Raw genomic sequence first — 11,273 nt, 5'->3', positions numbered from 1 at the left:
TCTTTGCCACTCACGACCCCTTCCCAAATCTACGCAAAGCGCCCAAAACGGGCGTTCCGACCGGAATAAGTGTCTCATGTGGACGGTTGAGGTCGCGATCCGCTCGCGCGGGCCGCGAAAGCCTTGCCCGACAGGAGACTCGATCGCGCCACATTTACCTTGCCCGTCAATAACCCGAATCGCCACTCACGACCCCATGACGGAATCGCCCACAAGTGTCCACAGTGGACTCCTGGAGCCTGGTCGACCAGGGCAACCAAGCGCGCGACCTGCGGCGACCGTCACCGGCGACGATCAAGACCTGTCCAAGATCAATTCAAGCTACGTGGCATTGGGTTAGTAGGCTCACTTGTCACTCACGACCCACCGCGACGTCTCAGCGGTAGGTGAACTTCGGCGGCCTCCGCGCGAGGAAAGCGGCAACGCCCTCGGCGTAATCCTCGCCGTGCAGGGCGCCGAGCCGGATCTCGTCCACCTCGGCGTCCGATTCCTGTTGTCCGGCAACGATCTTCTCGATGATCCGGTTCATCCCGCGCACCGACGCCTGCGACCGCGAAACCAGCGTCTCGACGAACTTCGCCGTCGACGCCTCCAGCTCGTCGGCCGGGAAGACGTCGTTGAGCAGACCGATCTCCCGCGCCCGCCGCGCGTCGACGAGTTCGCCCGAGAGCAGGAAGTACTTCGCGTGCGCGGGCCCGACCAGCGAGACCAGCCGCCGGGTCGAATCGAAGTGGTAGACGATGCCGAGCTTCGCCGGCGTGATGCCGAACCGCGAGCCCTCCGCGGCGAACCGGAAATCGCAGGCGACCGAGATCTGGCAGCCGCCACCGATGCAGTTTCCCTGGATCATCGCCACCGTCGGCTTCCGCGACGCCGTCAGTGCCGCCACCGCGCCGTCGACGGCCTTGTCGTAGGTTTCGGCCGCGTCGGCGGTGGACCGCAGGTCACGGAACTCGCTGATGTCCGCGCCCGCCGAGAAATGCGCGCCCGCGCCGGTCAGCACGAGGACCTTGATCGCCGGGTCCGCCTCCACCCGCGCCACCACGTCCGGGATCGCCGACCACATCCCGTAGGTGATCGCGTTCATCTTCTCCGGCCTGGTGAACGTCAGCCTCGCGACCTCGCCGTCGCGAGTGAAATCGAACCCGTCAGTCATGTTCCGCACCCTAAGTGCGCGCCTCCACCTGAACCAGCCGGATGTGGGCAAGATGGTCCGATGCGTTCGAGACCGGCTCGACGGCTCTGGCTCGCCGTCGCCCTCGTCGCCGGGACGGCCGGGCTGTTCTGGCTCACTTCATGGTTGCTGGGCAAGGGCAACGACGGCGCGGGTATCGCCAACGTGCTCGCCCTGCCGGTCGAGGTCCTCGGCAGCGTGGCCGCCTCCGTCGCCCTCAGGTCGCACCCTGAAGCCGACGAAGCCAAGCTGAAGGCCTGGGTTTCGACCCTGCTGGACCAGGTCGTGACGACCGAGGCCAGCGCCTAGGAAGCCGACGTCACCCGGTAGACGTCGTAGACGCCTTCGACGCCTCGGACCACCTTCAGCACGTGTCCGAGGTGCTTCGGGTCGCCCATCTCGAACGAGAACCGGCTGACCGCGACCCTGTCGCGTGACGTCGTCACCGACGCGGACAGGATGTTGACCTTCTCGTCCGCGAGCACCTTGGTGACGTCCGAGAGCAGCCGGTGCCTGTCCAGCGCCTCGACCTGGATCGCGACGAGGAACACCGACGACGCCGACGGCGCCCATTCGACCTCGACCAGCCTCTCGGGCTGGGCCCGCAGATCGTCGGCGTTGGTGCAGTCGGTGCGGTGCACGCTGACACCGCCACCGCGGGTGACGAACCCGAGGATCTCGTCGCCCGGCACCGGCGTGCAGCAGCGGGCGAGCTTGGCCCAGATATCACTGGCGCCCTTCACGACCACGCCGACGTCGTTCGAACCACGACGGCGGGTGACGGTGGACGGTGTCGCGCGTTCGGCGAGCTCTTCTTCCGCCTCGTCGACTCCACCGATGAGCGCGACCAGCCGCTGCACGACGTGCTTCGCGCTCGTGTGGCCCTCGCCGACGGCCGCGTACAGCGAGCTGATGTCCGGGTGCCGCAGTTCGGTGGCGACGGCGCCCATCGATTCGGCGGAGACCAGCCGCTGGATCGGGAGGCCGACCTTGCGGACCTCCTTGGTGATGGCCTCCTTGCCGCCTTCGATCGCCTCGTCACGGCGTTCCTTGGCGAACCACTGCCGGATCTTCGCGCGGGCCTTAGGCGAACCGGCGAACTGCAGCCAGTCGCGGCTCGGGCCCGCCGTCTCGGCCTTCGAGGTGAAGATCTCGATGACCTCGCCGTTCTCCAGCTTGCGCTCGAGCGCGACGAGCCTGCCGTTGACGCGGGCGCCGATGCAGCGGTGCCCGACCTCGGTGTGCACGGCGTAGGCGAAGTCGACCGGGGTCGAATCGACCGGCAGCGTGATCACGTCGCCCTTGGGCGTGAACACGAAGATCTCGCGCGAGGCGAGCTCATAGCGCAGTGACTCCAGGAAGTCGCCCGGGTCCGCGGCTTCACGCTGCCAGTCGAGGAGCTGGCGCATCCACGCCATCTCGTCGACGTCCATGGCGTTCCCGTTGTGGGTGCCCTTGGTCTCCTTGTACCGCCAGTGCGCCGCGATGCCGTACTCGGCGGTGCGGTGCATCTCGTAGGTCCGGATCTGGACTTCGAGGGGTTTGCCGTCCGGGCCGATCACCGTGGTGTGCAACGACTGGTAGACGCCGAACCGGGGCTGCGCGATGTAGTCCTTGAACCGGCCGGGGACCGGCTGCCACAGCGCGTGGACGACACCCATCGCGGCGTAGCAGTCGCGGACGTCCTCGACCAGGATCCGCACGCCCACCAGGTCGTGGATGTCGTCGAGGTCGCGTCCGCGGACGATCATCTTCTGGTGGATCGAGTAGTAGTGCTTCGGCCTGCCCTCGACCTTGGCGGTGATCCGCGAGCCTTCGAGGTTGCCGGTCAGCTCCGTGATCACGGACCGCAGGTACGTGTCGCGGGAAGGCGCGCGATCGGCGACCAGGCGCACGATCTCGTCGTACTTCTTCGGCTGCAGGATAGCGAACGCCAGGTCCTCCAGCTCCCATTTGACCGTCGCCATGCCGAGCCGGTGCGCCAGCGGGGCGAGGACCTCCAGGGTCTCCCGAGCCTTGCGGGCCTGCTTCTCCGGCGGCAGGAAACGCATCGTGCGCATGTTGTGCAGCCGGTCGGACAGCTTGATGACCAGCACTCGCGGGTCGCGCGCCATGGCGATGACCATCTTGCGGATGGTCTCGGCCTCGGCGGCCGTGCCGAGTTTGACCTTGTCCAGCTTGGTGACGCCGTCGACCAGCTCGCCGACCTTCTCGCCGAAGTCCGCCTTCAGGCTCTCCAGCGAGTACCCGGTGTCCTCGACGGTGTCGTGCAGCAGAGCCGCGACCAGCGTCGTCGTGTCCATGCCGAGTTCGGCGAGAATGGTCGCGACGGCGAGCGGATGCGTGATGTACGGGTCGCCGGACTTGCGCCGCTGTTCGCGGTGGAGCTCCTCGGCGACGTCGTAGGCGCGCTGGAGCTGCGTGAGGTCGGCGTTCGGATGCATCTCGCGGTGGATGACGGCGAGCGGCTCGAGAACCTGCTTGACCGGCGCGGCGCGCTGCGCGGTGATCCGGCGGGCGAGACGGGCACGGACCCGGCGCGTCGCGGACGGTGTCGGCGCGGCCCCCTGTCGCGTCGCACCGTTCTGCTCGGTGCCGTCCTTCGAGGACACCGCGGCATCGAGCTCTTGGCTCACCCGCACCTCCTGCGCTTCGTGCGGCCTTCGGACGTCAAGGGTAACCGCTCCCCCTCGCGGCTCACTTGGTACGCCCGTTCAACACACCCGGAGGGCCTCCACACGACGCCCCTCAAGCACGGAACGACCACCGAGCGCCCCGAGTTCCATGACCACCGAAACACCGGTGACCTGCACCTTCGCGTCTTCCAGCAGCTTGCAGGTGGCCGCGACCGTGCCGCCGGTGGCGAGCACGTCGTCGAGGACAGCGACACGCTGGCCCGGCAGGACGACCCCTTCGGGCAGTTCGACGGTCGCCGTGCCGTATTCCAGCGTGTACCCGACCCGGCCCGCGACCCGCGGCAGCTTGCCGGGCTTGCGGATCAACGCGACACCGAGACCACGGGCGTAGCCGACGGCGGCGGCGAGCAGGAACCCGCGCGCTTCCACGCCCGCCAGCAGGTCGGCGCCGGGATCGACGGTGTCGGCCAGCGCGTCGGTGACGGCCTTGAAACCGGCCGCGTCGGCGAACAGCGGACTCAGGTCCCGGAACAGCACACCGGGCTCCGGGAAGTCCGGCACGTCGGCGATGAGGTCGAGTGCCTTGTCCAGCTCCATGTACTTCCTTGCTCTCAGCTTGCGTGGTGTTCGTGGCCGGTCGCTATGAAGGGGCCTTTCATTGCAAATTTTGCAATGAAAGGCCCCTTCATAGCGCTTGAAACCCGGGTTACCTCTTGCGTTTGCCCGACGGACGACCCTTGTGGGCCTTCTGGTTCCGGGCCGGGACGCTCGCCGCGGCGGCGTACGCCTTCTCCTTGCGGAGTTCGGCGGCGAGCGAGTCCTCGTCGTTCGGGTCGAAGTCGTCGTCTTCACGCTCGGCGGCCTTGCGGGCCTGGTTCGCGCGCCGCGCGTGGACCCGATCCGCCTGCTGACGGAACTTCGGGTCACGCATCTTGAGGTCCACCAGCAGCGGGGTGGCCAGCGCGACCGAGGACAGCACGCCGACCACGGTGCCGGTGAGCTGCACCAGCGCGAGGTCCTGCAGCGTGCCGGAGCCGAGCAGGATGTACCCGACGACCAGCAGGCCGAGGATCGGCAGCATCGCGATCAGCGCGGTGTTGAACGACCGCATCAGCGTCTGGTTCAGCGCCAGGTTGGCCGCCTCGCCGAACGTGCGGCGGGTGAGCCCGAGCAGGCCGCGCGTGTTCTCGCGGACCTTGTCGAACACCACCACCGTGTCGTACAGCGAGAACCCGAGGATCGTCAGCAGACCGACCACCGTCGCCGGCGTGACCTCGAAGCCGATCAGCGAGTACACACCCGCCGTCACCACGATGTCGTGCAGCAGTGAGATCAGTGCCGCCGCGGCCATCCTGGTGTCGAAGTACAACGCCAGGAACAGCGTGACCGCCAGCAGGAACACCCCGAGCGCGATCAGCGCCTGCCGCGAGATCTCCCCGCCCCAGGACGCGCTCACCGCGCTGTCACTGATCGCCTGGACACTCGGCTGCCCGTTGGACCCGATCGGACCCAGCTTCTCGAACAGCGCTTCCTTCAGCTTGTTGACCTCGGCCGTCTCCAGCGTCTCCGAACGAAGCTGGATCGTCGAGGAGCCGCCCGTTCCGACCTTCTGCGCCTCGTCGGCGGGACGGCCCAGCGCCTCGGCGTAGACGTCCTTGGCCTGCTGCTCGGTGATCTGCCCGTTCTTGCCGTTGGCGGGCATCTGGAGCTGGGTTCCGCCTTCGAAGTCGATCCCGAAGTTGAACCCCTTGATCCCCATCGACGCAACGCAGACCAGGACAAGCGCACCGAAGAACAGGTACCAGCGCTTGCGCTTGCCGACCACGTCGAACGCGCCCGTGCCCACGTAGAGGCGGCGGAAGATGCTCTCCCGCTTGCCCGCGGTAGTGGTGTTGTCGTCGACCACGGTCACGCCTCCTTGACGTTCGGGCGGCCGGCGGCCGGACGGGCCGCCTTGCGCTCCGAGCCCACCTGCTGCACGGCACCGAGGCCGAGGTTCTTCGGGTTGGACAGGACCTTCGACTTCGACTTCGAGATCATCGCGACCAGCGGATGCGTCACGAGGTAGACCACCACGAGGTCGAGGACGGTCGACATGCCGAGGGTGAACGCGAAGCCCTTGACCTCACCGACGGCCAGCCAGTACAGGATCGCCGCGGCGAGGAAGCTGACCGCGTCCGACGCCAGAATCGTGCGCTGGGCACGGGACCAGCCGCGCGGGACCGCGGACCGGAACGTCCTGCCTTCCCGGATTTCGTCCTTTAGTCGTTCGAAGTAGATGACGAACGAGTCGGCGGTGATACCGATCGCGATGATCAGGCCCGCCACGCCGGCGAGGTCGAGGGTGTACCCGATCCACCGCCCCAGCAACACCAGCACCGCGTACACCAGCGAGAACGACAAGGCGAGCGACAGGATCGTCAGCACACCGAGCAACCGGTAGTAGAACAAGCAGTAGATGAAGACGATCAGCAGGCCGATACCGCCCGCGATCAGACCGGCCTGAAGCGAGGCGAGGCCCAGCGTCGCGGACACCGTCGTCGCGTCCGAGGACTCGAACGACAGCGGCAGCGAGCCGTACTTCAGCACGTCCGCCAGGTCCTTCGCCTCGGCCTGGCTGAACCGGCCGGTGATCTGGGTCTGGCCGCCCAGGATCGCGGACTGGATGGTCGGCGCGGAGACGACCTGCGTGTCGAGGACGAACGCCGCCTGCTTCTGGATGTTCTTCGAGGTGAAGTCACCCCAGATCCGGGACCCGTCGCTCTTGAAGTTCAGGTTGACGACCCACTGGGAGTTCTGGGTGTCGTAGCCCGAGGAGGCGTCGGAGATCTCCGTCCCGGGCAGGAACTCCGGCTCCAGCAAGTACTTCGCGGTGTTCTTGTCACCACAGGCGACCAGCGGCTTGTCGGTGAGGTCGTTGCCGACCAGCGGGTCCGACACCTTGGGGTCGCAGTTGAGCGCCGCGAAGGCCTTCTCGGCGGCCGCGGCCTGCTTCGCCTGGTCCGTCGAAAGCAGATCGGGGTTCTGCCGGAGGCTCCGGGCTTGCTCGATCTCCTTCTTGGTCTGCTCGTCGGAGTCGCCACCGGGCTGCTGCTGCGGCGCACCGGCGGCGCTACCGCCACCGTTGGCCGGGCTGCTCGGCGGAGCGCTCGGCGCACCCGAGGACGGCGGCGGCGCCGACGAAGGCGCGCCCGAGGACGGCGGGGTCGACGGCTGCTGGACCGGGGTCACCGGCTGCGACGTCACGACCTTCCGGAAGCCGAGCTTCGCGGTCTTGCCCAGGGTCTTGGCCTGGTCGCCCTGCTCGCCGGGGACGGTGATGACGACGTTGCTGCCGTCGAGGACGACCTCGGTGCCACCGACGCCGATACCGTTGACCCGGCGCTCGATGATCGAGCGGGCCTGTTCGAGGGACTCTCGCGGAGGGTCGCCGCCGTCGGGATTTCGGGCGGACAGGGTGACCCTCGTGCCGCCTTGCAGATCGATGCCGAGTTTCGGCGTCGGCTTGCCGCTACCGGTGAAGAACACCAGGGCGTACAGCGCGACCACGATCAGGGCGAAGAAGGCGAGATAGCGTCCCGGGCGGAGATGCCCGGCCGGTGCGGCCACTGTGCTTCGGTCTCCTCGGACGGACTGGGTTTTCCCCAATGGACTTGGCTGTTCACTCGCCGGACGGGAGTCCGGTGGTACCGCGAACCTGCCTCGATGACGATGCCCGGTGAACGGGCACGACTATGACGACGGACACGCACGCAGCACCGAGACACTACTCGGTGCTGCGTGAGCCCGGCGTTGGCCCCGCACCTACGAAAGTCGGGTGTCGGGGATGGCCTTGGCCCCTTGTCGGCGGAGCTGATGCGCGCCGACCGGAGATGACCGAAAGCCTGAACCCGCCCCGGCCGAAGGCCCCGCTATCGCGGTGCCACGGCGCCCTGTCCGCGAACTGTGCGCGGGAAGGCCGACCAGCGCCGTGGCGACGTCGATCGCGGTCGCGGGTTCACCGGAATGGCCCGGCGTTACTTCTTGCCGTGCTCCAGCGGAGGAGCGATCTGCGCGCCGGTCTTCTCCTCGACGCGCTCCTCGTCCTTCGACTCGATGGCAGGCTCCTCGACGACGGCCTCGTCGTCGACGATGTCCTCGTCGGTCTCGACGACCGGCTCGACCTTCTCGCGGACGGCCTGGCGCAGCCAGGTGGTCACGACGCCGGGAGCGATCTCGAGGTCGATCGTGGTGTCGGCGGAGGCGTCGGCGACAGACGCGTAGAGACCGGAAGTGGTCATGACCCGGTCACCGGGAGCGAGGCTCGAGAGCAGCTCCTGCTGCGCTGCCGCCGCCTTCTTCTGCTTACGGGTGCCCATGACGAGAGGAATCGCCACGACGGCCATCAGGAGCAGCGGCAGCAATAACTGATTCATGATTCTCCATTTCGAGCGGACGCCGCGCGGTGCGCTGTTTTGTCCGGTTTGGCGGGGTGTGCTCTACCCGAGTGTGCCAGGTGCCAGCGGAAACTCCACCACCACCCGTCGCCACCACAGGCCTCGGACCTCGCGAACGGTCCGGTCAGTCCTGGTCGAACAGGTTCGGGCCACCCTGCTCACCACGTGTGGCGCCGGCCGGAACCGGCAGGCCGAGATGTTCCCACGCGGCCGCTGTGGCGACCCGGCCGCGAGGAGTGCGCGCGAGCATACCGGCGCGGACCAGGTAAGGCTCGCACACCTCTTCCACCGTAGTCGGTTCTTCCCCGACCGCGACGGCCAGTGTGGACACGCCGACGGGACCTCCCCCGAAAGACCGGACCAGCGCCGTCAGCACCGCGCGGTCGAGCCTGTCGAGGCCGAGTTCGTCGACGTCGTAGACCTCCAGCGCGGCACGCGCGATCTTGCGCGTGACCTTGCCGTCGGCCCGGACCTCGGCGTAGTCGCGCACCCGGCGCAGGAGCCGGTTCGCGATCCGGGGTGTGCCGCGGGACCGGCGGGCGATCTCCGCGCAGCCGTCCCGGTCGATGTCGACGTCGAGGATCGTGGCGGCGCGGCGGGCGACGAGTTCCAGTTCGCTGTCGGTGTAGAACTCCATCTGACCGGTGAATCCGAACCGGTCGCGCAGCGGACCGGTCAGCGAACCGGATCGTGTCGTGGCTCCGACCAGCGTGAACGGCGCGATCTCCAACGGGATGCTGGTGGCGCCGGGACCTTTGCCGACGACGACGTCGACGCGGAAGTCCTCCATCGCGAGGTACAGCATCTCCTCGGCGGGGCGGGCGATGCGGTGGATCTCGTCGATGAACAGGACGTCGCCGGGCGCGAGATTGGACAGCATCGCGGCCAGGTCGCCCGCGCGTTCCAGCGCCGGTCCCGAAGTGATCCGGATGGCGGCGTTGAGTTCGGCGGCGACGATCATCGCCATACTCGTCTTGCCCAGTCCCGGCGGACCGGAGAGCAGGACGTGGTCCGGCGGGACGCCGCGGCGCCGCGCGCTCTCCAGGACGAGTTCGAGCTGTTCGCGCACCCGCGGCTGGCCGACGAACTCGTCGAGCTTGCGCGGGCGCAGCGTGGTCTCGACCTCGCGTTCGCCGGTCTGTGGCAGTGCCGACAACGTCTCGTCGTCGGCCTCGAAATCCGTCACGGCCTCATAGTCCATGTGGGCGGCTACCGCTTACGCCCGAGGGTGGCCAAAGCGGCGCGCAGCACGGAGGACGTCGTGTGGCCTTCGCCCTCGCTGAGCACCTTGTCGACGGACTGCTCGGCTTGTTTGGCCGGGAAGCCGAGGCCCGCGAGCGCTTCGACGACCTCGTTCCGCAGGGCGCCGGGCGCGACGACGGCCGGGGAGCCATCGGTCGGGCCGGCGAGCGCGGTGACCTTGTCGCGGAGTTCGAGGGTGAGCCGCTCGGCGCCCTTGCGGCCGATGCCGGGCACCTGGGTGAGGACGGTGATGTTGCCTTCGACCAGCGCGGACCGCAGCTTGTCGGGGTCGAGGACGGCCAGCGTCGCGAGCGCGAGCCGCGGGCCGATCCCGGAGACCGTCTGGAGCAGGCCGAACAGTTCGCGGGCGTCGGCTTCGGCGAAACCGAACAGTGTCAAGGAGTCCTCACGGACCACGAGCGCGGTGTGCAGCATCGCCTGTTCGCCGCGACGAAGGGTCGCGAGGGTGGCGGGGGTGGCCTGCACGGCGAAGCCCACTCCCCCGACCTCGATCACGACGTGGTCGAGACCGATGGAGAGGATTTCACCGCGTACCGAGGAGATCATCGAGCCGCTCCCTGCGTTTTGGCTGCTTTGGCCGCGGCGGCGAGCCTGGCCTTGTGGTTCTTGGCGATCTCGGCCGCCCTGGCTTCGGCTTCGGCGATCCGGACGCGCATCGGTTCGCGCCACAGGTGGCAGATGGCGAGCGCGAGCGCGTCCGCGGCGTCCGCCGGATGCGGTTTGACCTCGAGACCGAGAAGTCGCATGACCATACCGGTGACCTGGGCCTTGTCCGCGCGGCCGGAGCCCGTGACAGCGGCCTTGACCTCACTCGGCGTGTGGAAGACGACCGGCAGCCCGCGTTTGGCGGCCGCGAGCGCGACGACGCCGCCGGCCTGCGCGGTCCCCATCGCGGTGCGCACGTTGTGCTGGGCGAAGACCCGCTCCACGGCGACGGCCTCGGGCTTGTAGCGATCCATCCATCGCTCGGCGGCGTCGGAGATCCCCAGCAGGCGCAGGGAAAGATCGGCGTCCGGCGGGGTCCGCACGACGTCGACGGCCACGGCGCGGACGGTGCGGCCCGTGCCGCCGTCGACCACTCCGAGCCCGCACCTGGTCAGACCGGGGTCGACCCCGAGTACCCGCACGCTTTTCCTCCGCTCCCGGCGAACATCAGTTCGAGATCCGAGGCTACCCGGAGGTGCCGCCGGGCAAGATGAGGACATGCCGAGCCCCGACGACTTCACCCTTCATCTGGGTCTTCAGCCGCTGCCCGTGGAGGGCGGCCGCTGGGCGCAGAGCTGGCGCGACGAAACCGCTTCCGCGATCTACTACCTGCTCGTCCCGCCGGAAACCTCGGCGCCGCACCGGCTGGACCGGCTGGAGATCTACGCCCACCACGGCGGCGCTCCGGTGCGGATGCTGCTGCTGCATCCGGACGGCCGGATCACGCGGCCGGTGCTGGGACCGGACGTGGCGGCCGGGCAGCGTCCGCAGGTGGGGGTGCCCGCCGGGGTCTGGCAGGCGTCGGTGAGTACCGGTGAGTGGAGCCTGGTCGGGACCGTGGTGGTTCCGCCGTATACGGACGACTGTGTGGAGTTCCGCTCCGCGGCGGCTTTGGTGGCGGAGTGGCCGGAGGCGGCCGAAGACCTGGCGCCGTGGCTCGACTGAGCCCGCCCTGGTCTCGAGCGGCAAGTCCGTGAAGGCCTCCTTTACTACCTTCAGGGTAGGCAAGGAGGCCTTCACGGCCCGGACCCGCAGTCAGCCGACGCCGGCTACGCCCTT

At 68.5% G+C, this 11,273-nt stretch carries 11 protein-coding genes; 2 read left to right on the top strand and 9 right to left on the bottom strand.

The window, feature by feature from the left end; genetic code table 11:
- Positions 1-376: 376 nt before the first annotated feature.
- The gene (locus tag CFP71_RS40265) at positions 377-1,156 is read right to left on the bottom strand and encodes an enoyl-CoA hydratase/isomerase family protein (protein ID WP_167406450.1); all 780 of its coding nucleotides are present in this window, start codon (positions 1,154-1,156) and stop codon (positions 377-379) included.
- Between the two features lie 60 nt (positions 1,157-1,216).
- Here CFP71_RS40265 and CFP71_RS40260 point away from each other — a divergent pair, with 60 nt between their 5' ends.
- The gene (locus tag CFP71_RS40260) at positions 1,217-1,483 is read left to right on the top strand and encodes a hypothetical protein (RefSeq protein ID WP_093939141.1); all 267 of its coding nucleotides are present in this window, start codon (positions 1,217-1,219) and stop codon (positions 1,481-1,483) included.
- Here CFP71_RS40260 and CFP71_RS40255 read toward each other — a convergent pair.
- The 8 genes from CFP71_RS40255 to ruvC form a co-directional block, all read right to left on the bottom strand.
- Positions 1,480-3,786: a RelA/SpoT family protein gene (locus tag CFP71_RS40255; protein ID WP_378279749.1), complete on the bottom strand. Its 2,307-nt coding sequence runs from the start codon at positions 3,784-3,786 to the stop codon at positions 1,480-1,482. The genes CFP71_RS40260 and CFP71_RS40255 overlap by 4 nt on opposite strands.
- Positions 3,787-3,888: 102 nt before the next feature.
- On the bottom strand, positions 3,889-4,407 hold the full coding sequence (locus tag CFP71_RS40250) for an adenine phosphoribosyltransferase (RefSeq protein WP_093939139.1): 519 nt from the start codon (positions 4,405-4,407) through the stop codon (positions 3,889-3,891).
- Positions 4,408-4,516: 109 nt separating this feature from the next.
- Entirely contained in the window at positions 4,517-5,722 is a 1,206-nt protein-coding gene (gene secF / locus CFP71_RS40245) for a protein translocase subunit SecF (protein ID WP_093939138.1), read from the bottom strand.
- Positions 5,719-7,419: a protein translocase subunit SecD gene (gene secD, locus CFP71_RS40240; protein ID WP_167406449.1), complete on the bottom strand. Its 1,701-nt coding sequence runs from the start codon at positions 7,417-7,419 to the stop codon at positions 5,719-5,721. The genes secF and secD overlap by 4 nt, the downstream gene beginning before the upstream one ends.
- Before the next feature lie 407 nt (positions 7,420-7,826).
- Positions 7,827-8,225, bottom strand: coding sequence for a preprotein translocase subunit YajC (gene yajC / locus CFP71_RS40235; RefSeq protein ID WP_167406448.1), 399 nt, complete (start codon positions 8,223-8,225; stop codon positions 7,827-7,829).
- Between the two features lie 145 nt (positions 8,226-8,370).
- Entirely contained in the window at positions 8,371-9,447 is a 1,077-nt protein-coding gene (gene ruvB, locus CFP71_RS40230) for a Holliday junction branch migration DNA helicase RuvB (RefSeq protein WP_093939136.1), read from the bottom strand.
- Positions 9,448-9,455: 8 nt separating this feature from the next.
- The gene (gene ruvA, locus CFP71_RS40225; protein ID WP_093939135.1) at positions 9,456-10,055 is read right to left on the bottom strand and encodes a Holliday junction branch migration protein RuvA; all 600 of its coding nucleotides are present in this window, start codon (positions 10,053-10,055) and stop codon (positions 9,456-9,458) included.
- Positions 10,052-10,636 carry a crossover junction endodeoxyribonuclease RuvC gene (gene ruvC / locus CFP71_RS40220; RefSeq protein ID WP_093939134.1) on the bottom strand — a complete coding sequence of 195 codons (585 nt, stop codon included), beginning with the start codon at positions 10,634-10,636 and terminating at the stop codon, positions 10,052-10,054. The genes ruvA and ruvC overlap by 4 nt, the downstream gene beginning before the upstream one ends.
- Positions 10,637-10,712: 76 nt before the next feature.
- Here ruvC and CFP71_RS40215 point away from each other — a divergent pair, with 76 nt between their 5' ends.
- On the top strand, positions 10,713-11,159 hold the full coding sequence (locus tag CFP71_RS40215) for a cupin domain-containing protein (RefSeq protein WP_093939133.1): 447 nt from the start codon (positions 10,713-10,715) through the stop codon (positions 11,157-11,159).
- Positions 11,160-11,273: the final 114 nt, after the last annotated feature.

The organism is Amycolatopsis thailandensis, assembly GCF_002234405.1.
In the GTDB taxonomy this organism is placed as follows: domain Bacteria; phylum Actinomycetota; class Actinomycetes; order Mycobacteriales; family Pseudonocardiaceae; genus Amycolatopsis; species Amycolatopsis thailandensis.
This window is presented reverse-complemented; position numbering and strand designations above follow the sequence as displayed.